Source organism: Marinobacter salexigens (genome assembly GCF_002806945.1).
In the GTDB taxonomy this organism is placed as follows: Bacteria; Pseudomonadota; Gammaproteobacteria; order Pseudomonadales; family Oleiphilaceae; genus Marinobacter; species Marinobacter salexigens.
Map to the genome: position 1 here is coordinate 33801 of NZ_NIHC01000011.1, position 26371 is coordinate 60171.

The 26371-nt window shown below is 54.9% G+C and carries 24 protein-coding genes; 6 read left to right on the forward strand and 18 right to left on the reverse strand.

Going from position 1 to position 26371, the window contains the following annotated elements:
• Positions 1–32: 32 nt before the first annotated feature.
• Both rpmA and rplU read right to left on the reverse strand, forming a co-directional pair.
• Positions 33–296, reverse strand: a complete 264-nt coding sequence (gene rpmA, locus CDH47_RS16625) for a 50S ribosomal protein L27 (protein WP_100641356.1) — start codon at positions 294–296, stop codon at positions 33–35.
• Positions 297–333: 37 nt separating this feature from the next.
• Positions 334–645 carry a 50S ribosomal protein L21 gene (gene rplU / locus CDH47_RS16630; RefSeq protein ID WP_100641358.1) on the reverse strand — a complete coding sequence of 104 codons (312 nt, stop codon included), beginning with the start codon at positions 643–645 and terminating at the stop codon, positions 334–336.
• A gap of 249 nt (positions 646–894) precedes the next feature.
• On the opposite strand from rplU, the gene ispB reads away from it, so the two are divergent.
• Positions 895–1863, forward strand: a complete 969-nt coding sequence (ispB, locus tag CDH47_RS16635) for an octaprenyl diphosphate synthase (protein ID WP_100641360.1) — start codon at positions 895–897, stop codon at positions 1861–1863.
• Here ispB and CDH47_RS16640 read toward each other — a convergent pair.
• A complete protein-coding gene (locus tag CDH47_RS16640) occupies positions 1860–2843 on the reverse strand; it encodes a glutathione S-transferase family protein (RefSeq protein WP_100641362.1) in 984 nt (327 codons plus the stop codon). The two genes, ispB and CDH47_RS16640, sit on opposite strands and share 4 nt — an antisense overlap.
• A gap of 118 nt (positions 2844–2961) precedes the next feature.
• On the opposite strand from CDH47_RS16640, the gene CDH47_RS16645 reads away from it, so the two are divergent.
• Together CDH47_RS16645 and CDH47_RS16650 are read left to right on the forward strand one after the other, a co-directional pair.
• Positions 2962–3873, forward strand: a complete 912-nt coding sequence (locus tag CDH47_RS16645) for a LysR substrate-binding domain-containing protein (protein ID WP_100641401.1) — start codon at positions 2962–2964, stop codon at positions 3871–3873.
• Positions 3874–4001: 128 nt separating this feature from the next.
• A complete protein-coding gene (locus CDH47_RS16650; RefSeq protein WP_100641364.1) occupies positions 4002–5531 on the forward strand; it encodes a wax ester/triacylglycerol synthase family O-acyltransferase in 1530 nt (509 codons plus the stop codon).
• 30 nt (positions 5532–5561) lie between these two features.
• On the opposite strand, the gene CDH47_RS16655 is transcribed toward CDH47_RS16650, so the two are convergent.
• Entirely contained in the window at positions 5562–6254 is a 693-nt protein-coding gene (locus CDH47_RS16655; protein WP_239985867.1) for a DUF2057 family protein, read from the reverse strand.
• Between the two features lie 247 nt (positions 6255–6501).
• On the opposite strand from CDH47_RS16655, the gene CDH47_RS16660 reads away from it, so the two are divergent.
• Positions 6502–6705, forward strand: coding sequence for a DUF6316 family protein (locus tag CDH47_RS16660; RefSeq protein ID WP_100641366.1), 204 nt, complete (start codon positions 6502–6504; stop codon positions 6703–6705).
• A gap of 44 nt (positions 6706–6749) precedes the next feature.
• Here the strand turns inward: CDH47_RS16660 and CDH47_RS16665 are convergent, their stop codons facing one another.
• The 8 genes from CDH47_RS16665 to glyA all read right to left on the reverse strand — a co-directional run bounded on the left by CDH47_RS16665 (position 6750) and on the right by glyA (position 13382).
• Positions 6750–7277 (reverse strand): phosphatidylglycerophosphatase A family protein, encoded by a 528-nt coding sequence (locus tag CDH47_RS16665; protein WP_100641368.1) that lies wholly within the window; start codon positions 7275–7277, stop codon positions 6750–6752.
• Positions 7274–8230, reverse strand: coding sequence for a thiamine-phosphate kinase (gene thiL, locus CDH47_RS16670; RefSeq protein ID WP_100641370.1), 957 nt, complete (start codon positions 8228–8230; stop codon positions 7274–7276). The genes CDH47_RS16665 and thiL overlap by 4 nt, the downstream gene beginning before the upstream one ends.
• A 3-nt stretch (positions 8231–8233) precedes the next feature.
• Positions 8234–8710, reverse strand: coding sequence for a transcription antitermination factor NusB (gene nusB / locus CDH47_RS16675; protein WP_100641372.1), 477 nt, complete (start codon positions 8708–8710; stop codon positions 8234–8236).
• Positions 8710–9186: a 6,7-dimethyl-8-ribityllumazine synthase gene (ribH, locus tag CDH47_RS16680; protein ID WP_100641374.1), complete on the reverse strand. Its 477-nt coding sequence runs from the start codon at positions 9184–9186 to the stop codon at positions 8710–8712. Before ribH ends, nusB begins: the two co-directional genes overlap by 1 nt.
• A gap of 47 nt (positions 9187–9233) precedes the next feature.
• A complete protein-coding gene (gene ribBA, locus CDH47_RS16685; RefSeq protein WP_100641376.1) occupies positions 9234–10349 on the reverse strand; it encodes a bifunctional 3,4-dihydroxy-2-butanone-4-phosphate synthase/GTP cyclohydrolase II in 1116 nt (371 codons plus the stop codon).
• 75 nt (positions 10350–10424) lie between these two features.
• Positions 10425–11540 (reverse strand): bifunctional diaminohydroxyphosphoribosylaminopyrimidine deaminase/5-amino-6-(5-phosphoribosylamino)uracil reductase RibD, encoded by a 1116-nt coding sequence (gene ribD / locus CDH47_RS16690; RefSeq protein ID WP_100641377.1) that lies wholly within the window; start codon positions 11538–11540, stop codon positions 10425–10427.
• Positions 11537–12055 (reverse strand): transcriptional regulator NrdR, encoded by a 519-nt coding sequence (nrdR, locus tag CDH47_RS16695; RefSeq protein ID WP_100641379.1) that lies wholly within the window; start codon positions 12053–12055, stop codon positions 11537–11539. The genes ribD and nrdR overlap by 4 nt, the downstream gene beginning before the upstream one ends.
• Before the next feature lie 73 nt (positions 12056–12128).
• A complete protein-coding gene (gene glyA / locus CDH47_RS16700) occupies positions 12129–13382 on the reverse strand; it encodes a serine hydroxymethyltransferase (protein WP_100641381.1) in 1254 nt (417 codons plus the stop codon).
• Between the two features lie 293 nt (positions 13383–13675).
• On the opposite strand from glyA, the gene ettA reads away from it, so the two are divergent.
• Both ettA and radA read left to right on the forward strand, forming a co-directional pair.
• Positions 13676–15337 (forward strand): energy-dependent translational throttle protein EttA, encoded by a 1662-nt coding sequence (gene ettA, locus CDH47_RS16705; protein ID WP_100641383.1) that lies wholly within the window; start codon positions 13676–13678, stop codon positions 15335–15337.
• On the forward strand, positions 15337–16713 hold the full coding sequence (gene radA / locus CDH47_RS16710) for a DNA repair protein RadA (RefSeq protein WP_100641385.1): 1377 nt from the start codon (positions 15337–15339) through the stop codon (positions 16711–16713). The genes ettA and radA overlap by 1 nt, the downstream gene beginning before the upstream one ends.
• Before the next feature lie 185 nt (positions 16714–16898).
• Here the strand turns inward: radA and CDH47_RS16715 are convergent, their stop codons facing one another.
• The 6 genes from CDH47_RS16715 to CDH47_RS16740 form a co-directional block, all read right to left on the reverse strand.
• The gene (locus CDH47_RS16715) at positions 16899–17267 is read right to left on the reverse strand and encodes a PilZ domain-containing protein (RefSeq protein ID WP_100641387.1); all 369 of its coding nucleotides are present in this window, start codon (positions 17265–17267) and stop codon (positions 16899–16901) included.
• Positions 17268–17370: 103 nt separating this feature from the next.
• A complete protein-coding gene (locus CDH47_RS16720) occupies positions 17371–18651 on the reverse strand; it encodes an MFS transporter (protein WP_205077625.1) in 1281 nt (426 codons plus the stop codon).
• A 15-nt stretch (positions 18652–18666) separates the two neighbouring features.
• Complete coding sequence (gene hemE / locus CDH47_RS16725; RefSeq protein ID WP_100641389.1) at positions 18667–19731, reverse strand: uroporphyrinogen decarboxylase; 1065 nt, start codon at positions 19729–19731, stop codon at positions 18667–18669.
• A 129-nt stretch (positions 19732–19860) separates the two neighbouring features.
• Positions 19861–21279 (reverse strand): FAD-dependent oxidoreductase, encoded by a 1419-nt coding sequence (locus tag CDH47_RS16730; protein WP_100641391.1) that lies wholly within the window; start codon positions 21277–21279, stop codon positions 19861–19863.
• A gap of 75 nt (positions 21280–21354) precedes the next feature.
• On the reverse strand, positions 21355–25803 hold the full coding sequence (gene gltB, locus CDH47_RS16735; protein ID WP_100641393.1) for a glutamate synthase large subunit: 4449 nt from the start codon (positions 25801–25803) through the stop codon (positions 21355–21357).
• A 211-nt stretch (positions 25804–26014) separates the two neighbouring features.
• The coding region (locus tag CDH47_RS16740; RefSeq protein WP_193601672.1) for an SPOR domain-containing protein at positions 26015–26371 on the reverse strand (357 nt) is incomplete at its 5' end.

The following is a 26371-nucleotide window of genomic DNA, read 5'->3' on the forward strand; positions in this document are numbered from 1 at the left end:
CCCAAGGTTCGACAGAACCGGATCGCCGCTGCTTAGACAGCAGCTGGAACGATACTTACGAACTTGCGGTTCTGTGGACCTTTCACTTCGAACTTGACCTGACCGTCTGCTTTCGCAAACAGCGTGTGGTCTCTGCCCAGGCCAACATTGCTGCCGGCGTGGAAACGGGTTCCGCGCTGACGGACAATGATGCTACCTGCAGATACTGCTTCGCCGCCATAGCGCTTGACACCAAGTCGTTTCGACTCGGAATCGCGACCGTTACGGGTACTACCTGCTGCTTTTTTGTGAGCCATGACAAGCCTCCTGATTTATGGGGTTGTTTCCGGGATCTTAGCCCTGAATACCCGTGATCTTGACTTCAGTAAACCACTGACGGTGGCCCTGACGCTTCATTGAGTGCTTACGACGACGGAACTTGATGATGTTAATCTTCTCGTGACGACCGTGGCTAACCACCTCGGCAGTCACTTTGGCACCATCAACAACCGGCGCGCCAACTTTGAAGTTGTCGCCATCGGCGATCAGCAGAACGCGGTCAAACTCGACGTTGCCGCCTGTTTCCACTTCCAGCTTTTCCAGCTTCAGAGTTTCGCCTTCTTTAACACGGTGCTGCTTACCACCGCTAACAATAACTGCGTACATTAACTTTCTCCGCGATTGACCCATCCCTGCTCTTATCCACCTGGTTCTAAGGGAAGCACTTCGGCAACCCTATAACAGGGAGCGCAGGTTGGGATGAGTTGGGCGCGTGATTGTACGAAAAGGCGCCCGGCAATACAAGCCAAGTTGACACAAACCGCAGCAATACCTAGCATTGCCGCGTTCTGCCTGCATTATCTATACGCTAGGTAGAAACACAACCTCGACACCAGCAAGGGATCCACAAGCCGCATGACAGCCCAGCGCATTTACGACACAGTGGCAGATGACTTCAGCCGCGTTAATGACCTGATCATCCAGCGACTTTCCTCCGACGTCCCCTTGGTAGAAAAAATAGCCCAGCACATTATTGAAAGCGGCGGTAAGCGCTTGAGACCCTTACTGGTTTTGCTTTCCAGCCGGGCTGCGGGCTATAGCAACGATGAGCATTTGAAGCTGGCTGCAGTGATTGAATTCCTGCATACCGCCACCCTGCTTCATGACGATGTTGTGGACACTTCAGATATGCGCCGTGGCAGGAAGACTGCAAACGCCAATTGGGGGAATGCGCCCAGCGTATTGGTAGGTGATTTCCTCTACGCCCGCGCATTCGAAATGATGGTAGAGCTAAAAAGCCTTCCCATCATGGAAGTATTGTCACGCGCCACAGCGGTTATCGCCCAGGGCGAAGTTATGCAACTCATGAATGTAAAAAACCCGGATCTCACGGAAGACCAGTACATGACCGTGATCCACAACAAAACCGCCATGCTCTTTGAGGCGTCATCCCATTCTGGCGCCCTGCTGGCTAACGCAACAACCCTTCAGGAACAGGCCCTGAAAGATTACGGCAAACACTTGGGGCTGGCCTTCCAGTTGGTCGATGATGTTCTGGATTACCGGGGTGATGCCGAAGCCATGGGCAAAAACGTGGGTGACGACCTGGCCGAAGGCAAAACCACCCTGCCCCTGATTCATGCCATGGCCCACAGCAGCGAAGAAGGCCGACAGCTCATACGCCAGGCCATCCGCAAAGGCGGGCTGGATGACCTACCAAAAGTTCTCAAACTTGTAGAAGCCTCCGGCGCACTGGAGTACACCATGGAGCGAGCCAGGGTCGAAGCCTCCAAAGCTTCGGCCACCCTGGCTGCCCTTCCTGACTCACCCCACAAAGAAGCCCTGGAGTTATTGACTCAGGTTGCTGTGGCGCGGGTCAGTTAAAGGCCATCACGCCCGTGGGGAGCGGTGAAATCCAACTGCGGCCCCACTGGCACAACCTGAGTGGGGTTGATGGTGCGCTGGCTCACATAGTAGTGCTGCTTGATCTGGCGAATATCCACAGTATCGGCCACGCCCGGCACCTGATATAGCTCCCTCAGATAACCTGAAAGCGCCGGAAAATCACTGATAAGCTGGCGATTACACTTGAAGTGGCTATAGTAAACTGCATCAAACCGAACCAGAGTAGTGAACAAGCGCCAATCCGCTTCGGTGATGGTTGTACCCGTCAGATACCGCTGCTTCGACAGCTTGGCTTCCAGCCAGTCCAGCGACTCGAACAGCTCCGCATAGGCCTTCTCATACTGATCCTGAGCCGTGGCAAAACCCGCCTTGTACACACCATTGTTAACCGTGTCGTACACCCGCTCATTCACCGCATCAATGTCCGCCTGCAGCGCTTCCGGATACAAGTCCAGATCAGCATTGACACCTTCCAGACCATCAAACGCCGAGTTAAACATACGGATGATCTCCGCCGACTCATTGCTGGCAATGGTCTGCTTTTGCTTGTCCCACAACACCGGAACCGTCACCCGACCTGAATAATCAGGCGCTGCCTTGGTGTATACCTGATGCATGAAGCGGAAATCGTACAAGTCATCTGTATGCGCGCTCTCACCCGGCCGAAATTCCCAGCCGTTCTCAACCATATCCGGGTGCACAACCGACACCGAAATATGCTTCTCAAGACCTTTCAACTTCCGGAAGATCAACGTGCGATGGGCCCATGGGCAGGCCAAGGACACGTACAAGTGATAACGCCCGGATTCTGCCCTGAAACCACCCTCTCCCGCTGGCCCGGCTGAACCGTCTGCCGTTACCCAGTTGCGGAACCGCGCCGCTTCGCGCTCGAATTTACCACCGGTTTTGCTGGTGTCGTACCACTTGTCCTGCCATTTTCCATCAACAAGAAGACCCATAGTGAATACTCCTCAAAAGTTCTGAATGAATCTGCAAACAATTACCAGGTACAATAGCGGTTACCCTGCTAACCTCTCAAGCAACCAATTCTGGCCAACAACTTCAGATAATTCGAACATGTACTCAGCCATTACAATTGATGCCCTGAAAGTCCTCGACGCCATCAACCGCAAAGGCAGCTTCGCCGGTGCCGCCGGCGAACTCTTCCGGGTGCCGTCGGCGATCAGTTACACCGTGCAAAAACTCGAAGAAGACCTGAACGTGACCCTGTTCGACAGGAGCGGCCATCGGGCTGTACTCACTCCCGCCGGGCTATACTTGCTCGAAGAAGGCCGCATCCTGCTAGATGCTGTAGAAAACCTTGCCCACTCAACCCGACAGGTCGCACAGGGCTGGGAAACCAGGCTGCGCATAGGCTTCAACTCCATACTTCCTGCCGAGTGCCTGTTCCCTGCCATCAGAAACTTCAGCACACTGGGTGTGCCTGTTGATGTCCAGATTACCGAAGAGGTGTTTGCCGGCACCTGGGACGCTCTCCAAAGCCGCAGAGTGGACCTGATTGTCGGGGCAGACGACTTCAGCAAACCGGCCGGGAGCTTTACCTGCCAAAATCTGGGCACAATGGAGTTCATTTTCGCCGTATCACCCGACCACCCCCTGGCAAACGCTGAGGAACCTCTGAGCGAGGACGACATCTCGCACTTTCCGGCCGCCGTTGCCGCAGATTCATCCCGCTCTCTACCCCCTGGCCACGCAGGCATATTTCACCGGCAGCGCACCTTGACCGGGACAACGGTCGATCACAAAATTGCGATGCAGAAAGCAGGCCTCGGTGTGGGCTGGCTCCCGAAATTCAGGGTGAAAGAGCTTCTTGCTCGCGGCGAACTCATTGAGAAACAGGTAAGCGAACCCAGGCAACCCGCTACGCTTCAGGCCGCCAGACACACTGACGACAAAGGCAAGGCTCTGTTGTGGTTCTGGGAACGGCTGATCAACGACCCGACGATACCTGGCTGGCTTGAAGCCTGAGTGAGGCTCGCCTGCACTTGGGTTAAGGTGGCTGTCTGGCTGAATTCTGACCGGCAAATGAGTCAACCGCTTCAGCGCACGATTCATTTATACTGCAATGAACCTTGATTAAAGAACGGAGCTCGTTGATGCGGCAGCTTTCGGAACTGGATGCCTCACTCTTGTACCTGGAATCAGAAAACGCACCGATGCATGTTGGTAGCATCTATCTGTTTGATGCCAGTGAACGAGATTCGCCTCTGGCGTTCAGCACCTTTGTTGCTTACCTGCAAAGTCGCCTTCACGTGGTGCCGGTATTCCGCCAGATCATACAAGAAATCCCCATGCGTCTGGGTCGCCCCTACTGGATTGATGATCCTGATTTCAGCATAGACCGGCACCTTGCCTATGTGAGCCTTGGCGAAAACAGTCAGGAATCGGGCCTGATGACACTTGCCTCGAGAATTCTGGAAGCCCCGCTGAAACGGGATCGCCCACTCTGGCACATAACGTTTGTTGACGGGTTCCGGCTCGGCGACGAGAAAGAAGGTAAAGCAGGCATCGCTCTTATTGTAAAACTTCACCATGCAGCGATTGATGCTTTCAGTGGTGCAGAAATTATGGCCAAGTTGCTGGAATACACGCCGGAGCCGGCACTTATCAGCGCACCACGGCCTTGGCAGCCACGGCCCAAGCCTTCAGAAGAGCGGGTAATCCTGCAGGCAGGCGCCAACATATTAAGGGCGCCCTGGCGATTCGCATCACTGGCGGCGGGTGCCGTGGACGCAACCGCACGCGGGCTGGTCCAAAGTCAGCTACGGAGAATACCGCTGCCATTCGCCTTGTTTTCTGCACCCCAGTGCCCATTCAACCGCCAGATTACAGGCAATCGCCAGATAGTCTCCGCCAAGGTGGATCTATCTCGCCTGAAAGCAATCAAGGCATCTCTTGGGAATGTAACGCTCAACGATGTGGTCCTGGGACTGTGCGCAGAGACTCTGAAACGGTATCTTGCCGGCCAGGAAACGAGCACCGGGGAATCGCTGATTGCCATGACCCCCATATCCGTGCGGTCGAGAGCACTTAACAGAACCACCGGCAGTCAGATGTCTGCCATACTACTGGACCTTGCCACCAGTGAGCAGAATCCGGCTCAGCGCGTTCACCGAATTCACCGTAACGCAGCAAATTCAGATCCCTACCACGAAGCCATCGCCGCGGACCGGCTCACAGAGCTTTTACCGTCTACTATGTTGGCGTTGTCAGCACGGCTTTACTCGGAGCTGCAGCTTGCCCAGCGCTATCAACCTGTTTTCAACCTGCCCATTACCAATGTACCTGGCCCTCAGGTGCCTCTTTACTTACAAGGCGCAAGACTGGTGCAACAATATAACGCAGCGCCCCTGTTCGATAGCATGGGCATGGCTATTGTTGCCATAAGCTACCAGGGCAGCCTGACACTCAGCTTTACCATCTGCCCGGACGTTGTCGCTGACGGCAGCTCTCTTCAAACGTATGTCTATGAAAGCCTTGATGCTATTGAAGAAGCTGCCAGCAAACTGGATTCAGAGGAACTGCTAACCTCTTTCGAAGATACCCGGCCTGAAACAATGGCTGACGAAGTGATGGGTTTTCTGGAAGGCGCCCTGAAAAATGTCACAGGGCGCTTCAAACGATAAGCATAACGGCCTGCATGTCAGGCCTGACTGTTACTCAAACGCCCAGCGTAAAAAGGCTTTTTTCTCTTCATCCGTAGCGGTTTCCCAAACAGCCTTCAGGCGATCCAGAGACGTTACGCCATCATTAGCCTCCCCAGACTGCCCCGCAGGCAACGGCGTCCGCGCAGACCGGGCACTATCCTCGGGCGACCAATTTGTTGAACGGGCCAACGTTTGCCCATCGGCACCGACAACCGCTGCAGAAAACTCGGGAATCACTTCCTCGGCTTGCCGGCGGGATGTGGGCTTATCGTAGTCAAATTGGTAGATAGCATTGGGGCTAGCCTCAAAGCGGACCACTTGTGGCTTACTTTCCACTATGTGAACCTTTGACTCACCATTTCTCACAACTCCCGATTTCGCCCAGATGGTTTTGTAAGTGAACACCACCTCGTTTTCACCCGGCAGGAGCGCATAGTCCAGCGCCAGGTCATCCATCAGGTAATTCGTCATTTTGCGGCCATTAACGTGGCTGACAGTAATTTCCCCCGGCGCCTTCAGCGTTGCTGCATTTACTGCAGTACCAGGGTCGCCATCCCAGGTTTCGAGTTTGGTAACCGCCGAGGAACAACCTGCCAGGACAGCCAGCAACATGGCTGAAAGCGATACCCTGAGTATTTTCGACCACCGGCGGGAATGACCGGGTTCAAATCTTGCAACGCCCATAATGTTAACGATACTCATATTAGCTCCTTTACGGTAAGGGGAATCCGGTGCGGGAATGCAATTTGTTAAGGTGCATTCTGAACACTGTGGCAACTATGGGCAACTGAATACGCACACGCGCGGAGTGGGCTACCCATGGCAATGCTATTTATTTATTTGTTAAAAAATGTTGAATTCGCCGAAAATTGGTTTAATTTTAAACAAACTCTTACTAATCACACTTCGCCCGACACAAAGAATAAGAAGTCGGGCACCGGAGCCGGCCATGAGTACCCAGGTCAGATCAGGAGAAGATACGCGCATTCCCTTTCGTAGCAGCAGATATTTCTGTGTCGGGAACAAATGGTATTTCTCTACCAGAGAGGGCTTTGACAGTGGCCCCTTCGCGTCTCGGGAGCGCGCTGAAATCGGGCTTAAACGCTTCCTGCACGTGGTAAAAATGCTCCCTGAAGAGCAACGAGTGCACTAACCCTGTTGGAACCCTTTTCAACCCTGGTTGCTGATCTTGCCACCCTACAGGATGTATGGCATCACCCAGGTGTCGATCGCAAACAGGCACAAAAGTGTCATGACGGCGGCCACTGCATCATCCACCATGATTCCCAGCCCACCGGGCAAGCGCTCATCCAGCCAGTTGATTGGCCACGGTTTGATCACATCGAAAAACCTGAAAATCAGAAACACCAGTAATACGCCGTAAATCTGATCCGGAAACAAACCCAGAGCAATCCACATTCCCACGAACTCATCCCAAACTATGCCGCCATGGTCGTGAACCTTAAGATCTGCTGCGGTTTTGCCACATAACCAGATGCCCACCACAAAGGCCACCGCTACAACAAGCCAGTAGGCCGCCGGCGGCAGCCATGCGAAGCCATACCACAGAGGAATAGCCGCCAGACTCCCCCAAGTGCCAGGAGCTCTTGGCATCGCGCCGCTGCCAAAGCCGAACGCCAATAAATGAACAGGGTCTTTCAGAAACCCCGGCGGCAAAATAGCCTTGGGTAAATCCGGCTCCGGCCACTGATCTTCCTGGCTCATGCGTCTCTCCTGAAATGATCAAAACCTGTAGCTTCAGAACCTGACACTACCTCGGCGCCATCAAGCCGCAAGCCAATGGCTGACTCAATTACCCCGATAACGGTGAGCTGTTGCTTCAACGATTCGGGCGCCTTCGCCCACCTTGTTTCCGGAATGGTCGCACAAAGTTCGTAATCATCACCAGAGTGCAGCGCATACTCTATGGCGGCGCTGTCTTTCAAACGGGCAAGTGGTTGCGACACAGGTACTCGGGCACGCTCAATACTTGCGCCCACACTGGAAGCCTCGAGAATATGATTGAGATCCGCCAGCAAGCCGTCGGACACATCAATGGCAGCTGTTGCCAGGTGCCTCAGGGCCACTCCCAACTTCAGCCTCGGCTCTGGATGATGGTAGCGCTCCAACACATGCTGCTCGTCTGCAGCGGGGTTGCAGGAGCCAAGATAGTCCAGGGCTGCGCCGGCGTCACCCAAAGTGCCAGATACCACAATCAGATCGCCAGCTCTGGCTCCGGAACGGCGGATGGCTCGCCCCTCCTCCACCAACCCATGGACCTGCAAGCTCAGGGTAAGCGGGCCACGGGTTGTATCGCCTCCCGCGAGCGTAAGACCGAAGGAATCGGCCGCACGGCCAAGCCCAAGAGCGAAATCACGCAACCAGGATTCGTCGGCTTCAGGAAGTGTCAGCGCAAGGGTAAAGCAGGCAGGCTCAGCCCCCATGGCGGCCAGATCACTCGCAGCCACTGCAAGTGCTCTCCAACCAAGATAATCCGGGCAATAATCAACGGGGAAGTGCACCCCCTCAACCAATGTGTCGATGGAGAAAACCAGGTCAGACCCAAATGGTATATTTTGAACTGCGCAGTCATCGCCCGGCCCCACCACCACAGAGTGGGAACCGTGCGGACGAACCAAGGGCAAGAAATATTGCCGGATCAGCTCAAATTCACCCATTGGCTAGCGTGAACGTGTCTCTGCAAGGCGCAAGCGACGGCCCAGTTTATCCAGCACACTGTTCACAAACTTGTGCCCTTCTGTGCCACCAAAACGCTTCGCCAATTCTATACCCTCATTGATCACCACTTTGTAGGGCACATCCACGCGATGGCGCAGTTCGTAGGCACCTACGCGCACAATAGCCAGCTCCACGGGGTCCACTTCAAGCAACGGACGGTCAAGAAATGGCTCAATCAGCTTGTCCAGCTCAGCCTGTTCCCGGTGAACGCCACGCAGAACATCACGAAAATACAGCGAGTCCACTTTGGTCATATCGTTATCGACCATGAACTCAGCTTCAATATCTGAAATCGGGCTCTTGGTAAAATGGCGCTGGTAAAGCCCCTGCATTGCCAGAACCCGTGCACGGCGGCGATCGCCAGCTTTTGGCTGGCCTGTCGGGGCCGGGCCGGGTGTCGTACCTTCAGTATCGCTCATTACTCACCCAGCTTGTTGAACAGGCTAACCATTTCCAACGCTGTGATAGCCGCCTCGGCGCCTTTGTTGCCGGCTTTGGTGCCTGAGCGCTCAATGGCTTGCTCGATTGAATCAACGGTCAGCACACCAAAGGTCACTGGCACGTCGGTCTCCAGACTCACTGCACCTATGCCGCTTGATGCCTCGCCAGCCACATATTCAAAGTGCGGAGTGCCGCCACGAATAACGGCGCCCAACGCAATGATGGCGTTGTAGTCGCCAGTTTCTGCAACACGCTTCACGGCCAGAGGCATTTCATAGGCTCCGGGCACGCGCACAAGGGTGATGTCGCTGTCAGCAATACCATGGCGGCGCAGGGTGTCGATGGCGCCGTCCACCAGGCTCTCTACAACAAAACCGTTAAAACGTCCCACTACCAGCGCATAGCGCCCGGTGCACTGGGTAAAATCACCTTCAATTACTTTGATATCCGCCATCGGGGGCTCCTTCTCAGGTTGCAGCCACAGTGCTGCAACCAGGTTAATCAATCCGGGGTGTAGGGAATGTACTCAACTACTTCCAAGTCAAATCCGGAAATCGCCGAGTATTTTACGGGTGGGCTGAGCAACCGCATCTTGCTCACGCCCAGATCCCGCAGGATCTGGGAGCCGGTGCCCACGGTGAAATACACACCGGAGCTACCTTTGCCAGCGGGCCCATGCCCCTGGTCGAAAAACTCCTGAATACGGTCTTCCAGGTTATAGCTGTCTTCTGCGCTATTGAGCAGCACCACGACACCCGCACCTTCTGCAGCAACTTTTTCAAGGGCGTGATGCAACGGCCAGCTCCGGGAATCCTTGCGGCGTGCGCCAAGCAAGTCTCTCAGCGTGTCGGTAATGTGAACCCGCACGTGTACCGGCTCATCCGTCGGAATTTCACCATAAATCATGGCGAGGTGTGTGGATCCCTGAATAATATCCCGGTAGGTGCGCAGCTTGAACATACCGTATTCGGTATCGAGCTGATTTTCTTCAACACACTCAACAGTACGTTCGTGGGTAGTGCGATAGTGAATCAGATCAGCAATGGTGCCAATCTTAAGATTGTGTTCTTCGGCAAATAGCTCCAGGTCTTCCCTGCGCGCCATGGAGCCGTCATCGTTCATGATTTCACAGATAACACCGACCGGCTCGCAACCCGCCAAGGCTGCCAAGTCACAGGAGGCCTCTGTGTGGCCAGCACGGCTAAGAACACCACCGGGGTCTGACATCAAGGGAAAGATATGCCCGGGTTGCACCAAGTCTGACGCTTTAGCGTTGCGGGCAACGGCTGCCTGCACGGTACGTGCGCGATCCGCTGCTGAAATGCCCGTAGTCACACCCGTAGCCGCCTCAATAGACAGGGTAAACTTGGTACCAAACCCCGATGCATTCTGCTGAACCATCAAGGGCAAATCGAGCTGCTCGCAACGATCCCGCGTCATCGGCATGCAGATGAGGCCGCGACCAAAACGCGCCATGAAATTGATGTCTTCGGCGGTGCAGTGTTCGGCCGCCATCACCAGGTCGCCTTCGTTTTCCCGGTCTTCATCATCTATCAGGATAACCATCTTGCCCTGGCGGATATCTTCTATGATTTCTTCAACGCTGTTCAGTGCCATATTGTTTTGCACCCTTTCAATGCCTCCATTGCCACTTGCAAAAGCAGCTATGAAACGCACTGTGAATTTAAACGTTTAGCGGCGAACCAGGATAAGACGTTGGTCTTCTCCTACCTGTCGCCGGTCTTGTACGGTCCATTCGATTTTGTCTGCCATAGCCTCCAGCGGAAGATGCGCCGTCGGTCGGCCGTTGCTTCCCAAAAAAACCGGCGCCTGGTACAGCCACAACTCATCTACCAACTGCTCGCTGATAAAGGTGCCCGCAAGCGTTGGCCCGGCTTCAACCAGCAACTCATTAACACCCATATCCCCCAGCGAATCCAAAAGCTCGGAGACATCAATGCCGTTATCTTTCCATGACACACCCTTGAGGCGAATTCCCAGTGCGGCAAGATCTTGCGCCGGTGCGGTTGCCAGTGTGGATGATGCGCAAAACACCTGAACCTTGCCACCCCGCAGAATGGTTGCAGAGGGGGGAGTTCTGGCATCCCTGTCGGCGATCACTCGCAAAGGCTGCCGAGACGGCTCGGTGGCATCACCTATATCCCCAAGCTCTTCCCGGCGAACAGTCAATGAAGGGTTGTCCGCAAGTACGGTACCAACGCCGGTAAGAATCGCATCACTTTCGGCCCGGAGGCGCTGAACATCGCGACGGGCTTCATCGCCGGTAATCCACTGACTTTCACCAGAGGCCATTGCAGTTCGCCCGTCCAGACTCGCCGCCATCTTCAGCCTTACCCAAGGGCGGCCAGTATTCATGCGCTTCATGAACCCGCGATTCAGGCGCGCCGCTTCTTCTGCCAGTAGCCCTACATGAACCCTGATACCGGCTTCACGGAGCATTTCGAGCCCCCTGCCGGACACTGCCGGATTCGGATCTTGCGTGGCGGCAAACACCCGCGCGACACCCGCCTCAACGAGCGCGCGCGCGCAAGGCGGCGTGCGGCCAAAATGGCTGCAGGGCTCAAGCGTGACATAGGCAGTAGCACCTCGGGCAGCAGTGCCTGCCCGGCTTAGCGCCCGGGTTTCAGCATGGGCCTCACCAGCCCGCTCATGCCACCCTTCTCCCAGTATTTTGTCACCACGAGCTATTACGCAACCAACCCGGGGGTTAGGGTGCGTTGAGTAGCGGCCCCGCCATGCAAGTTGCACGGCCCGGGCCATCATGGTCCGATCCAGGAGTTCGGTCATTTTTTTCCTTCAGGTGATTGCTTACCTGCCAGTACTTTTGCAACATCAACCGCGACTTCACCATTGTTTGCCGAAAGCCGCTCAATCTCTTCCTTGAATTCGTTGATGTCCTGAAAGCTACGATAAACAGAAGCAAACCGCACGTAGGCAACCTTGTCGAGCTGGCGCAACTCGGTCATTACTTCCTCACCCAGTTGCATGGATTTCACCTCACGCTCGCCGGCGGCCCGAAGACGATAGCGGATGCGATTCAAAGCGGCATCAATTTGCTCAATACTGACCGGGCGTTTTTCCAGTGCTTTCATGAGCCCTGATCGCAATTTCTCTTCATCAAAAGGCTGGCGGGTTCCATCTTGCTTAACCACCCGCGGCATCACCAGCTCGGCAGACTCAAACGTGGTAAAACGCTCATGACAAGACAAGCACTCCCTGCGGCGACGCACCTGATCGCCCTCGGTCACAAGACGCGAGTCAATAACCTTGGTATCTGCTTCACCACAGAAAGGACAATGCATATCAGGTACTCCGGAGAGGGGGCCAGACAGGGCATATTAATAAATGCACTGTCTGGCGGGTCTTACCAGAAGCTTAGCTGTATACCGGGAAACGCGCGCACAGGGCTTCAACTTGTCCACGAACACGATTAATAACGGCTTCGTCTTCGAGGTTGTCGAGGATATCGCAAATCCATCCTGCCAGCTCACGGCACTCAACCACACCAAAACCGCGAGTAGTGATCGCTGGCGTGCCCATGCGCAGGCCAGAGGTCACAAATGGCGAACGCGGGTCGTTGGGAACCGCGTTCTTGTTCACGGTAATATGTGCACGGCCCAGAGCCGCATCGGCATCCTTACCAGTAATATCCTGTTTGATCAGGCTCACCAGGAACAAGTGGTTCATGGTGCCGCCAGACACTACGTCGTAACCACGATCAACAAACACCTGCGCCATGGCAGATGCGTTCTTCACCACTTGTTTCTGGTAGGTTTTGAACTCTTCGCTCATGGCTTCTTTGAAGCAGATCGCCTTGGCAGCAATCACGTGCATCAAGGGGCCGCCCTGGCCACCCGGGAACACAGCCGAATTCAGCTTCTTGTGCAGAGCTTCGTCGTCGCAGGCCAGAATCAGGCCGCCACGGGGGCCGCGAAGGGTTTTGTGGGTAGTGGTGGTTACCACATGCGCATGGGGCATGGGGTCGGGATAGACACCTGCGGCAACCAGGCCGGCTACGTGCGCCATGTCCACAAAAAGGTAGGCACCCACTTTGTCGGCAATCGCGCGGAAGCGAGCAAAGTCCAGTTCCTGGGAATAAGCAGAGAAGCCGGCAATGATCATTTTCGGCTTGTGCTCAACGGCCATGGCCTCCAGTTCGTCGTAATCGATCAAGCCAGTATCTGTGTTGATACCATACTGCACGGCATTGTATATCTTGCCGGAAAAGTTGACGCTGGCACCGTGAGTCAGGTGACCACCATGGGCGAGGCTCATACCCAGAACAGTATCACCGGGGTCAACCAGCGCCATGAACACGGCCGAGTTGGCCTGTGAGCCAGAGTGTGGCTGCACGTTGGCATAAGCGGCACCAAACAATTCCTTGGCGCGATCAATGGCCAGCTGCTCGGCAATGTCAACAAACTCGCAGCCACCGTAGTAGCGCTTGCCGGGATAGCCTTCGGCATACTTGTTGGTCAGGTCACTGCCCTGGGCTTCCATCACCCGTGGGCTGGTGTAGTTCTCTGATGCAATCAGCTCAATATGAGCCTCCTGACGCTTGCTTTCCGCCTGCATGGCGTTCCAGAGTTCGTCGTCGAAACCGGCGATCTTCATATCACGATTAAACATCGGTGCGCTGCCCCTGTGTGCTTGACTGGCCCGGAGAGTTTAGAAATAGCCCCGGAATCCCTTAAAATTCGGGCCGCTATTCTAGCCCATTACCGGGTTGGAAATCATCCTTTATGCTGTTCGCACATACCGTCATACCGATATCGGCCGTTTTTCTGAAATTGCTATAGCCCCCTTGTTTCGATACCTTACAAACCCAACTATTTATTCCTGTTTGCAAGGTTCGCTGAGACTGTCGCGAAAAGCGCCACCGAAACCTGCCATTTCTCGTTTTAAAAGAGGGTAATGCCTTTATGGCTCAGTACGTATACAGCATGAATCGCGTGGGCAAAGTGGTTCCGCCCAAGCGTGAAATCCTCAAGGATATTTCCCTGAGCTTCTTCCCGGGTGCCAAGATTGGCGTACTCGGCCTGAACGGTTCCGGTAAATCCACCCTTTTACGCATTATGGCGGGTGTGGATACAGATTACATCGGCGAAGCCCGGCCCCAGCCGGGCATTAACGTGGGCTACCTGCCACAAGAGCCGGAACTGGACGACACAAAAACCGTAAAGGAAATTGTTGACGAGGCTGTTGCTGAAGTTCACAGCGCGCTGGCGGAGCTGGACCAGGTTTATGCCGCTTATGCCGAGCCAGATGCAGACTTTGATGCACTGGCGAAAAAGCAGGGTGAACTGGAAGCTTTGATTCAGGCTACTGATGGCCACGATATAGAGCGCAAGATGGAAGTTGCCGCTGACGCTTTGCGCCTGCCAGCGTGGGATCAGCCAGTAAAAAACCTCTCAGGTGGTGAGCGTCGTCGTGTGGCGCTTTGTCGCCTGCTGCTTTCCGGGCCAGACATGCTTCTGCTGGACGAGCCTACCAACCACCTGGATGCAGAATCCGTCGCCTGGCTGGAGCGCTTCCTGCACGACTACGAAGGCACTGTGGTTGCCATCACCCACGACCGCTACTTCCTGGACAACGTAGCGGGCTGGATCCTGGAACTCGACCGTGGCCAGGGCATCCCGTTTGAAGGCAACTACAGCCAGTGGCTTGAGAACAAGCAGCAGCGTTTGAGCACTGAAGCCAAGCAGGAAGCCTCGCACCAGAAAGCCATGAAGCAGGAACTGGAGTGGGTGCGCAGCAACGCCAAAGGCCGCCAGTCCAAGAGCAAGGCCCGCCTTGCCCGCTTCGAAGAGATGAGCTCCCAGGAGTTCCAGAAGCGTAACGAAACTAACGAGATTTATATTCCACCCGGACCTCGCTTGGGCGACAAGGTTATTGAAGTGGAAGACATCAGCAAAGCCTTTGGTGACCGTCTGCTTTATGAAGATGTGTCTTTCACTGTGCCACCTGGCGCTATCGTGGGCATTATCGGTGGTAACGGCGCAGGTAAATCCACACTGTTCCGCATGATCGCCGGCCAGGACGAGCCTACTTCAGGCACCATAACGGTGGGCGAGACGGTCAATCTGGCCTATGTGGACCAGAGCCGTGACCTTGATGGCTCGAAAACCGTGTGGGAACTGCTCAGTGATGGGCAGGACATCATTAAAGTGGGCAACTACGAAACCCCTTCAAGAGCCTATGCCGGCCGCTTTAACTTCAAGGGCTCGGATCAGCAAAAGCGCGTGGGCGATTTGTCGGGTGGTGAGCGTAACCGCTTGCACCTGGCCAAGCTGCTGAAAGAAGGCGGCAACGTGCTGCTGCTGGACGAACCTACAAACGACCTGGACGTTGAGACCCTTCGCGCGCTGGAAGAAGCTCTACTGAACTTCCCGGGCGCTGCCATGGTTATTTCGCACGACCGCTGGTTCCTTGACCGTGTGGCTACCCACATTCTGGCCTTCGAGGACGATGGCGAGGTGGTTTACTTCGAGGGTAACTTCGCGGAATACGACGAAGACCACAAGAAGCGCAAAGGGGATTCCGCCATGGTGCCCCAGCGCATGAAGTACAAGAAGCTGGCCTGATGGCAAAAGCCAAAACCGCTTATGTCTGCACCGAGTGCGGTGCAGACTATTCCAAATGGCAGGGCCAGTGTACGTCCTGCCAGGCATGGAATACGGTCAGCGAAGTCCGCGGCGTTAGCAGCAGCGCCAAAGGCGCCCGTGGTGTGCGCTTTGAAGGCTTTGCCGGCAGCTTGTCAGCGGTGCAAAGCCTGGATGATGTGAGCCTTGCCGAGCAGGAACGCATCAGCACGGGCATGCAGGAGTTCGACCGGGTTCTGGGCGGCGGGCTTGTGGAAGGCTCGGCTGTACTAATGGGCGGCCACCCTGGTGCCGGCAAGAGTACTCTGCTGCTTCAGGCGGTGTGTCATCTGGCCGCCAGCGTTCCGGCACTGTATGTGACCGGCGAGGAATCCCTGCAACAGGTGGCTATGCGAGCCAAACGCCTTGGCTTGCCCACCAAAGATTTGAAGATGCTCTCCGAGACCAGCGTGGAGCGGCTGATTCAGGTGGCTGAAACTGAAAAACCACGAATTCTGGTAATAGACAGTATTCAGGTAATGCATGTTGCGGATATCGAATCCGCTCCCGGCTCTGTTTCTCAGGTTCGTGAAAGCGCTGCATTTCTGACCCGTTTTGCTAAACAAACGGGCACTATTCTGTTCCTTGTAGGCCATGTCACCAAGGATGGCAGTCTGGCTGGCCCCAAGGTTCTGGAGCATATGATTGACTGCTCTATCCTGCTGGAAGGTTCCAGTGACAGCCGTTACCGCACTTTGCGAGGCATCAAGAACCGCTTTGGCGCAGTGAATGAACTGGGCGTGTTCGCTATGCTCGAGCAGGGCTTGAAAGAGGTTAAAAATCCCAGTGCGATTTTTCTGAATCGTGGCGAGGAGGCCGCGCCTGGCAGCGTGGTTATGGTGGTGTGGGAAGGCACCCGGCCGATGCTGGTGGAGATTCAGGCGTTGGTGGATATGGCGCAAGGGGGATACCCCAGGCGGGTGGCCGTTGGCTTGGATCAGAACCGTTTGGCGATGCTTTTGGCGGTGTTGCACCGGCATGGCGGTTTGCATGTGTCGGATCAGGATGTATTCGTGAACGTGGTGGGCGGCGTTAAGGTTAATGAAACCAGCGCGGATCTGGCGTTGCTGGCTGCCATTGTTTCTTCATTTCGGGATCGGGCTTTGCCGCAGGATTTGGTGATTTTCGGGGAAGTAGGGTTGTCGGGGGAGATTCGGCCGGTACCCAGTGGCCAGGAGCGGATCAATGAGGCCGCGAAGCATGGGTTTACTCGTGCTCTGGTGCCGAAAGCCAATGCGCCGCGTAAGGCGATTGCGGGGATGAAGGTGATTCCTGTGACTAAGCTTAGTGAGGCCATTACCGCCTTGGAGGAGCTTTGACACTTGCCTCCTCAAACCGCTGACCTTCGTGGTTTGGCAGGATTGGGGAAGGGTTTCCAAAAACCGCTACGAGCACATCCTTGTGCGCTTGTCTCCGGCCGTCCTTGGCCTACGACATTTTTGGAAACCCTTCCCCAATCCCGCCTGCTAGCTCTGCAATTTGTCATCCAAAAAGCCATGGGTGACTAATCAATCAGGTGAGCCAACTCCCTCTCGAGAAGAACCTGATCCCCTAGATTTAATTCAACAAGACGCCTTAGGTGCGTTGCGCTCTCCAGGTCTATGTACTGGCATTTGAAGCCAAGCCTGTGGGCCTCAATGTGCTTCAGCTCAACCGCCATAACAATGCCCACTTTCTCCCCATCAAGATGAATAACCACCTCGCAAGGTTGATCCAAGGGTACATTCCACTCTTTCGGCCGCTTCACCAGAACGCCTTTCATGGATATATCCAACACCTCTGTCGTCCATAGGTTTTCAAGGACATGGAGTTCGCACGGGGCATCAAAGCTTATGCGCTGGAACATCCGTTTTTCAGGTGCTTTGGCGGGCAATGGGGCATTCCTTTTATTGTCGGGATATTTGATAAGACTATAGACGGAACAGTGTCTGGCTTCCAGGCAGCGATAACTTACCAAACCAAAGCGCGAGCAGAGCTTAACAATCTGCCCCGTTTTCCTCGTGGCATCGTGGGTCGAGGTCTGTTGCCATGGGAGCGGCATCGGGAAGAGGAACGAATTTTTCCTTTTGTTCTGTGGGGGCTGCCGGTCTCTTGTAGACACGCATTAACACATACATTGCGTAAATCAGGCCCACAGCCGACTCAAATATGAAGAAGCTGAAGGGACCGGAAACAGCCATGAGCACGGCTGCAAGCATTGGCCCGAGTGTTGCGCCTATGGAGTGAAACAGGAGCAGGCGCCCGGATGCTGCAACGTAGTATCTGCGCTCCAGGCGGTCAAAGGTTTCTGCTACGCAGAGCGGGTAGATGCTGCTCATTACTCCGCCAAAAAACAGAGCCAGCACCAAGAGCGTGGCAAATGGGATTCCTGCAGCCATCAGGCTAAGCAGTATTACCCAGGAACTACCGACCAGAATGAGCGCAATCGCCATGACGAGTCGTCGGTCAAGTCTGTCTGCTATTGCACCTATGGGTAACTGGAAGACCAGCCCGCCCAGTACGACCACGCTCATGAACATGGCGGATTCAGCCACGCTCAGGCCGATCCTTCGGGCGAAAACCACTGCAAGGGCGTAAAAGGAGCCAATCATGACCCCGGATACCACCGCACCAATTATGCCAACCGGCGATGCCCTGTATAGAGTTTTCAGGCTCAGTGCACGGCTTTCGCCAAGATTCGGCTCGCCCAAGCGGGTCATTGCTACAGGTATCAGCGACATAACGATCAGCGCGGCCGCCAGCATGAAAAGATCGGGGGCTTCGGGGTCAGAGAGGTTGACCAGCGTTTGCCCGGCGGCGATCGCCAGGTAATAGGTGAGCATGTAAAAACCGAGAACACGGCCTCGGGTTTCGTTACTGCTTTTGGTGTTCAGCCAGCTTTCTATGGTGGCCGTTAAGCCGGCAATGCAGAAGCCGTTAATAATTCGGAGGGCGACCCATGCGGTTGGATGGGTAAAGGCAGTGTAGGCCAAGGTTACCGCAGCAGTTAAAGCGGCAAAGGCAGCAAATGCGCGGATGTGGCCGATACGGAGGATTATCCGCTTTCCGCGTACCCCCCCTAGCCCGAGACCAAAGTAATAGGCCGCCATGATCACCCCGGTCAACGCTATCGGGTAGCCTGCCGCTTCCATTCGGAGCGGCAGAACAACGCCGAGCAGGCTGTTGCCGGCAATCAAAGCGGCCGTACCACCCAATAGGGATCGTACCGAAGCGAGAATATCGCTTACGCTTCGTACCATTATCCGGTAGTCACCCATTGGCTCAGCTCTTTGTTAGCTGTGGTATTCTGGGCTTAATTCAACAACAGCTTCAATAAAGGCCTTGGCGTTCTCGGGTTTCACTTCGGGCGTGATACCGTGCCCGAGGTTGAAGATATGGCCAGGGCCGGAACCATAGCGGCGCAGGATGTCACCCACCTCCTCGCGGATCCGTGCCGGTGGCGCGTATAGCATCGTGGGGTCCATGTTGCCTTGCAAGGCCACACGGTCGCCTATACGAGCACGGGCATCGCCGATATCCGTGGTCCAATCCAGGCCAACAGCGTCGGCTCCTGTATCTGCAATAGACTCCAGCCACTGACCACCATTTTTGGTGAACAGAATCACTGGAACGCGACGACCATCGTTCTCACGGATCAGGTTATCCACAATCTTCTGCATGTAGTTCAGCGAGAACTCTTTGTAGGCCCATGTGCTCAGCAGTCCGCCCCAGGTATCGAATATCTGGACAGCTTGGGCACCAGCTTTAATCTGGCCATTGAGATACTCAATGATGATATCGGCAAGCATGTCCAGCAGGCGGTGCATAACCTCAGGCTCGCTGTACATCAGCTTTTTGGCTTCGCGGAAATCCTTGGAGGAACCACCTTCAACCATATAAGTTGCCAGTGTCCAAGGGCTTCCGGAGAAGCCAATCAATGGAACGCGGCCATTGAGCGCGCCACGGATAGTAGACACCGCGTTCATTACATAGTCGAGATCGGTTTCTGCCTTGATAGCTGGCAGAGCCTCGAAATCTGCTTTAGAGCGGATCGGGTGCTTGAACTTGGGGCCTTCACCTGTTTCAAAATACAGACCCAGTCCCAGAGCATCAGGGATGGTAAGAATATCGGAAAACAGAATTGCCGCATCCAGCGGGAAACGCTCAAGAGGCTGCAGAGTTACTTCACAGGCCAGAGGCGTGTTCTTGCACAAGCTGAGGAAATCGCCAGCTTTCTCCCGGGTAGCGCGATACTCGGGCAAATAACGGCCGGCCTGGCGCATCATCCATACCGGGGTACGATCAACAGGCTGGCGCATCAGGGCGCGCAGAAAGCGGTCATTCTTCAACTCGGTCATAGGGATCCCAATGTCATGTCTTTAAGAGAGTCTTGATGGAACGGAAACAATGATACCCCGTTTTTCATAATAAAAAAGGCCGGCTTACCCCTAGTAAACCGGCCTTTTGGAGCAAAAACGAGGCTAATTTCAGAGATCGAGATAATCCATTATGCCCTCTGCAGCCTGACGACCTTCCCAGATGGCAGTAACCACAAGATCGGAACCTCGCACCATGTCGCCACCCGCAAAGATTTTCGGGTTGCTGGTCTGAAAGCTATATTCTGCGCCTTCCGGAGCGGTTACCCGGCCGGATTCGTCCGTGTTGATTGCCTGTTCGCCAAACCAGTCTGCGGGGCTTGGGCGGAAGCCAAAAGCGACCAGTACCGCATCTGCTGGGATGACCTCTTCGCTTCCGGGAACCACTTCCGGTCGGCGACGACCGTTTTCATCCGGCTCACCCAGTTGTGTCGACACCACTTTTACACCGTCGACCTGCCCTTCACCTACAATCGCAATGGGCTGGCGATTGAACAGGAACTTCACGCCTTCCTCCCTGGCGTTAGCCACTTCCCGTCGCGAACCTGGCATGTTGGCCTCATCCCGGCGATAGGCACAGGTCACGCTCTCTGCCTGTTGGCGGATGGAGGTTCTGTTGCAGTCCATGGCTGTGTCACCACCACCAAGCACCACCACACGCTTGCCTTTCATATCAATGAAATCAGCGGCATCCTGCTCAAATCCGAGGCGTCGATTCACGTTGGACACCAGGAACGGCAAGGCATCATACACACCCGGCAGGTCCTCACCAGGGAAGCCGCCCTTCATGTAGTTGTAGGTGCCCATACCCATGAACACTGCATCGTACTCTTCCAGGATGTCTTGCATCTGAACATCCTTACCGACCTCTGTGGACAAACAGAACTCAACACCCATTTCTTCAAACACCTGGCGCCGCCGGGTCATGACGGATTTTTCCAGCTTGAATTCAGGGATGCCAAATGTGAGCAAACCACCGATCTCAGGGTAGGTATCAAATACCACTGGTTTTACGCCGTTACGAACCAGTACATCGGCACAGCCCAGGCCTGCCGGGCCAGCGCCAATCACAGCCACCTTTTTGTCCGTCCATTTGACCGCAGACATATCCGGCTTCCATCCCAGAGCGAAAGCCGTATCCGTTATATATTTCTCTACCGATCCGATGGTAACAGCACCAAAGCCATCGTTCAGGGTACAGGCACCCTCACACAAGCGGTCTTGCGGGCATACCCGACCACAGACCTCAGGCAGCGAGTTGGTCTGGTGACACAGTTCAACGGCTTTCATGATATTGCCTTCGGACACCAGCTTCAGCCAGTTAGGAATGTAGTTGTGAACCGGGCACTTCCATTCGCAATAGGGATTGCCGCACTCCAGGCAGCGATGGGACTGGGACGCCGCGCTATCTGCGGTGAACGGGTGATAGATTTCACCAAACTCTTTTTTACGTTTCTTTGCAGGGACTTTTTTCGGATCTGATCGCCCTACTTCCACAAACTGAAAATCGTTACCAAGTCGTTCTTTCATGCTGATGCTCTCATCTGCTCAATTTCGACTAGGGCTGCACCTGCTGGCAGCCCAGAACCCTTACACATAACCGGCCTATTCAGGACGTGCACGAGTACTTGCCAGCAAGCTACGCAAACTCGCAGCCTTGGGTTTCACCAGCCAGAAACGGCCGATGTAGTGGTCGAAATCTTCAAGAATATGCTCGGCCCAAACACTGCCGGTCTCCGATATGTGCTCACGAATCACGCTGCGCAGATGGTTGCGGTAGGCTTCCATGTCTTCACGGGAGATACGCTGGATTTCCACCAATTCGTGGTTGTATTTGTCTACAAACGTATTGTCCATATCCAACACATAGGCGAATCCGCCCGTCATACCGGCACCAAAGTTGGGGCCTGTAGAACCCAGCACAGTGACCAGCCCGCCGGTCATATATTCACAACAGTGATCGCCCGCGCCTTCAACAACTGCGTGGGCGCCGGAGTTGCGCACAGCAAACCGCTCACCAGCCGTACCAGCGGCAAACAGCTTGCCGCCGGTGGCGCCGTAGAGGCAGGTGTTACCGATTATCGCGGTTTTCTGTGATTCAAACACACTGCCACGGGGTGGTTTGACGACCAGCTTGCCGCCAGTCATGCCTTTGCCGACATAATCGTTCGCGTCACCCTCAAGAATCAGGTTAAGCCCGCCAACGTTCCAGACACCAAAACTCTGGCCCGCCGTACCCACCAACCCCAAGGTAATCGGAGCATCGGCCATTCCCTGATTACCGTGTTTTGCAGCAATCTCACCGGAAAGTCGCGCGCCAATCGAACGGTCGCAGTTGGTTACGCGGTAATTCCAGGCACCACCGGTTTTGCCTTCAATGGCTGGGGCAATGGCTTTCAGCATTTCTTCCGCCAGCAAGCCCTGATCGAACGGCACATTGCGTTCGACCTGACAGGTTTGTGGTTTGTCCGCAGGAATGTGGTCGTTAGACAGCAACCGTGTGAGGTCGAGCTGTTTCTGGCGCTCGGTTTGGCCCGGCAAGCGTACGAGAAGATCCGTTCGCCCAACAAGTTCTTCCAGCGTGCTCACGCCCAACCTGGCCATCCACTCACGGGTTTCTTCCGCAACAAAACGGAAGAAGTTCATGGCCATTTCCACCGTGCCTTTGAAGTGCTCTTCCCGGAGATGTTCGTTCTGGGTTGCAACACCGGTTGCGCAGTTGTTCAGGTGGCATATGCGCAGGTATTTGCAGCCCAAGGCCACCATCGGAGTGGTACCAAAACCAAAGCTTTCTGCACCAAGAATGGCGGCTTTCACTACATCCAGGCCGGTTTTTATACCGCCATCGGTTTGTAGCCGAATCTTTCCGCGCAAGTCGTTGGCCCGCAGTGCTTGCTGGGTTTCTGTCAACCCGAGCTCCCAGGGCGAACCGGCGTAGCGTATGGAGGCCAAAGGGCTTGCCGCCGTGCCCCCGTCGTAGCCAGAGACGGTAATCAGGTCGGCATAGGCCTTAGCCACGCCAGCGGCAATGGTGCCAACGCCGGGCTCAGAAACCAGCTTTACCGAAACCAGAGCTTGCGGATTGACCTGTTTGAGATCGAAGATCAACTGCGCCAAATCCTCGATGGAGTAGATGTCGTGGTGTGGCGGTGGCGAAATCAGGGTAACACCTGGTACCGAGTAGCGCAGACGCGCAATCAACTGATTCACCTTGCCACCGGGTAGCTGGCCTCCCTCACCTGGCTTGGCACCCTGGGCAACCTTGATCTGCATAACATCGGCACTACGCAGATATTCTGCGGTGACGCCAAAGCGGCCAGAGGCCACCTGCTTGATCTTGGAACGTTTTTCGGTGCCATAACGAACGGGATCCTCACCGCCTTCGCCGGAATTGGAACGCCCGCCCAAGGTATTCATCGCGACTGCCAAGGCTTCATGAGCCTCTGGCGACAGAGCGCCAAGGGACATGGCTGCAGAGTCAAACCGGGGGAATATCTTCTCAACCGGCTCAACCTCGGACAGCCCAATGGCGTCGATCCCTTCATGGAAGCCGAGCAAATCCCTGATGGTCGCGACTGGGCGCTCATTAACCAGTGCCGCATATTCTTTGTAATGCCCATAGCTACCGCTGGTCACTGCCTCTTGCAGCTTGGTGACCACGTCCGGGTTAAAGGCATGGTATTCCTGACCATGTATGTATTTCACCAAACCGCCCGGGGTTATTGGCTTACGGGGTTTCCACGCTGTCGCGGCCAACTGCTCCTGATCTTGCTGCAAATCGAAGAAGCTAGCGCCCTGGATGCGACACGGAACACCTTTGAAACACAAATCAGCAACGTCGTCCGCCAGACCAACAGCTTCGAAAAGCTGTGCACCCCGGTACGACGCAATGGTGGAAATGCCCATTTTGGACATAATCTTCAAAAGGCCTTTATTGATGCCCTTGCGATAATTGTTCTTCGCTTCGATAGGATCCATCAGCAACTCGCCAGTACGGATCAAGTCGTTGAGCACCTGGTAGGCAAGGTAGGGATAAACCGCTGTCGCGCCAAAACCGAGCAGCACAGCAAAGTGGTGAGGGTCGCGCGCCCAGCCCGTTTCCACAATTATATTGGAGTCGCAGCGTAAGCCTTGGGCCACAAGGTGATGGTGAACAGCCCCGGTGGCCATCAGTGAACTGATGGGCAGCTCGCCTTGCTTGAGGTTCTTGTCTGAGAGAATCAGGAGCACTTTGCCATCACGAACGGCTTGCGCGGCTTCTGCACACACTCGCCGGATAGCCTCCTCAAGACCCAGCTCCGGCGCATAGCTTAACGGGATGATTATTTCGGCAAACCCCGGGCGCGTGGTGCCTTCCAAACGGAGAAACTTTGCTGGTGACAAAATAGGGCTAGTCAAGATAACCCGATCGGCGTGTTCGGCAGTTTCATCAAATACATTGCGCTCCGCCCCCAAACAGGTCTCCAGAGACATCACTATTGCTTCGCGCAGTGGATCAATCGGAGGATTGGTTACCTGGGCAAACTTTTGGCGAAAATAGTCTCCCACATGCCGAACCTTACTGGACAATACCGCCATGGGCGTGTCGTCCCCCATGGAGCCAACAGCTTCCTGGGCATTTTCAGCGAGTGGGCGGAGGATTTGGTCACGCTCCTCATAAGACACCATGAACATTTTCTGGTGCACCAGAAGATCATCCGCATCCATCAACCGGAACTCCGGTGTGTCCTGATTGAGCGTTGCCTCCACTCGCAATGCATTTTCTCGCAACCATCGCCTGTAGGGCTGAGCCGTCTTGAGACGCTGATCGATATCCCGGGTGTGCAACACTTCACCGGTTTCTGTATCAATCACCAGCATTTGCCCTGGTCCTACCCGGCCCTTGGCGACTACGTCCTCTGGCCGGTAACCGTAGGTACCAATCTCTGAAGCCAAGGTGATGAAATCATCTTTGGTAACCACCCAGCGGGCTGGTCGCAAACCGTTTCGATCCAGCATGCACATGGCGTATCGCCCATCCGACATAACCAGTCCGGCAGGCCCGTCCCAAGGCTCCATGTGCATGGAGTTGTATTCATAGAACGCCCGCAGTTCGGAATCCATGGTATCGACATTCTGCCAGGCCGGCGGAATCATCATACGCGCGGCCCGGAACAGATCCACGCCACCCGCCAACAGAATTTCCAGCATATTGTCCATGCTTGAGGAGTCAGAACCCGCGAGATTCACAAGCGGTTGCAGGGTTTTTAGATCTGGCAGATCCGGCGAATTAAACTTGGCGGCCCGGGCAATAGCCCAGTTACGGTTGCCGTCGATGGTGTTGATTTCGCCGTTATGAGCCAGATACCGGAACGGCTGAGCTAAAGGCCAGCGGGGCATGGTGTTGGTGGAGAACCGCTGGTGAAAGACGCATATGGCAGTAGTGAAGTCAGGGTCGTCCAGATCCTTATAGAAATTCGCCAGATCCGCCGGCATCATCAGGCCTTTGTAGGCAAGAGTACGGTGGGACAAGCTGCAAACGTAGAACTCTGAATCATCCACCATATCCCTCTCGGCATGGCGGCGCCCGATAAACAGGCTGATAGCAAACTCTTTTTCGGTCTTGGCCCCCGGGGTTACAAACAGCTGTTCAATACGCGGCATGCAGTCGAGAGCCATTGGCCCCAGGCAACTGTCATCAACCGGCACTTCACGCCAACCCATAACCTCAAGACCTTGGTCAATCAGGCATTTTTCCAGAGCGGAGCGACCTTTGGCAGCCTTACCTGAATCTTGGCTCAGGAACACTTGGCCCACAGCAAACAAGCCATCGGGTTCCTGGCCAAACGCAGCTTTGGCCGCTTTTTTCAGGAAGACTCCAGGGCTTTGAATCAGCAGGCCGCAACCATCACCGGTTTTACCGTCTGCCGCGATACCACCTCGATGGGTCATGCACGTGAGTGATTCGATCGCCGTTTGCAGCAGCCGATGGCTGGCCTCGCCTTTCATGTGGGCGATGAGTCCAAACCCGCAGTTATCTTTGAATTCGTCGGGGTGATAGAGACCTGGTTTCATAAGCGCCCTCTTGCATATAAATGCACTTTAATCAGCGACTTATGCACCAAAACAGTGCACAAAAATCGCCGACGTTAAAAAAATCGGGCAGCGATTCTACACACGTATAAATGCGTACTCAAGAAGAATTGACATTTTTTATTTGGAGTGGTTCCGCGGCCTATGATCTTTTTTGATGCGAAACAGGGGGTTGTTGCATGTTTACAGCAGCTTAAAGGCCTTCGGTTGTACGCACCCAGGGAGTGCGCGAAATCAGTGCATCGGGCAATTTGGAAGCCGCTTTTTGAGCATCCTCCCTGGTTGCATAGTTCCCATAAAGAACCATAAACCAAGGCTCGCTCTTGCGCTCGCCCTTGGTATAAACCATCTCGTCCAATGCAGGATAGCGGGAGATGATATTCAGCGCTGTCTGCTCCAGATTTCCAGCCACCAGTTGAATGGTCCAACCTTTGCTACGGCTGCGCAGTTGCTCAATATCCACATACTTACTGGCATTTTTTGGGATAAAGCCAGGCTCAGGCTCAGGCTCAGGCTCAGGCTCAGGCTCAGGCTCAGGCTCAGGCTCAGG